This is a genomic window from Aquimarina sp. 2-A2, assembly GCF_045505135.1.
GTDB classification, from domain to species: domain Bacteria; phylum Bacteroidota; class Bacteroidia; order Flavobacteriales; family Flavobacteriaceae; genus Aquimarina; species Aquimarina intermedia.
Window position 1 is genome coordinate 1 of the sequence record NZ_JBJKFI010000017.1, and the last position, 1229, is coordinate 1229.

The 1229-nt window shown below is 35.9% G+C and carries 2 protein-coding genes; both read left to right on the top strand.

The window, feature by feature from the left end; genetic code table 11:
* The first annotated feature begins 68 nt into the window (after positions 1-68).
* Complete coding sequence (locus ACJRPK_RS17450; protein WP_407141673.1) at positions 69-335, top strand: transposase; 267 nt, start codon at positions 69-71, stop codon at positions 333-335.
* A gap of 17 nt (positions 336-352) precedes the next feature.
* Complete coding sequence (locus ACJRPK_RS17455; protein ID WP_407141674.1) at positions 353-1213, top strand: IS3 family transposase; 861 nt, start codon at positions 353-355, stop codon at positions 1211-1213.
* Positions 1214-1229 lie beyond the last annotated feature (16 nt).

Genomic DNA, 1229 nt, shown 5'->3' on the forward strand with positions numbered 1-1229 from the left:
TGTAGGCTTCCCTAAAAATAGGACAGTTAATAATTCGAATTTACTAACTTTAAATTCAAACTGTCACCATGAAAAACAGCAAATTTAACGAGAGCCAAATTATAAAGGCTCTCAAGGAAAATGAACAGGGAAGATCGGTAGGTGATTTATCCCGAGAATTAGGAATTGACAAGAGTACATTTTACTACTGGCGTAAGAAGTACGGCGGTATGGAACAGCAGCAACTTAAACGGTTAAAAGAGCTCGAAGAGGAGAACAAAAGGCTTAAACAGATGTATGCCGATGTGAGCCTAGATAACAAAATGCTAAAAGATGTGCTGTCAAAAAAGTTCTAAAGCCTTCCGATAAGCATGTGCGTGCAAAGTATCTCATCAAAGAGTATGTTATCCCAATTGTTCGAGCCTGTAAAGTTGTAGGTCTAAGTCGTTCGATGTGGTATTACCAGAGTAAAAAAGATGATAGCGAAGTTATTGATAGGCTAACTGAGCTAGCTGAATCGTATCCTACCAGAGGTTTTGATGAATATTATTATAAGATCCGTCGCGAAGGCTTAAAATGGAATAGAAAACGAGTACTACGCGTTTATCGTGAGATGAAACTAAGTTTAAGACGTAAATGCAAAAAGCGTCTAGATAAACGTGTAAAGCAACCTCTGGAAACTCCTGTCCAACTTAATGAGTGTTGGAGTATGGATTTCATGAGTGATGCACTTACTGACGGTAGAAAGGTTCGTGTGTTTAATGTAATTGACGATTGTAATCGAGAAGCACTAGCAATCAGTGCAGGCCTTTCTTATCCAGCAAGAGCTGTGGTTGAAACATTGGAGTGTCTAAAAGAAGAAATAGGCACACCTAAATATATCAGATGTGATAACGGTCCAGAATTCATATCTAAAACCTTTATGAATTGGTGTAAAAAGAATTGTATAGAAATTAAGTATATACAACCGGGTAAACCCATGCAAAATGGATATATAGAACGCTTCAATCGCTTCTTTAGAGAAGACATATTGGATGCATATTATTTTAATGACATCTATCAATTACAAAAGATAAGTGATAATTGGAGAGTAGACTATAACTTTAATCATCCACATAAAGCTTTAGGAAACATATCTCCTAAAGAATATATGCCCAGATTTGATGAAGAATTTAAATTCTTCATCAAATCTGACATTAATAATAATTATTTGTCGAATTTAGAGGTGTCCTAAAAAGGGGAAGCCTACA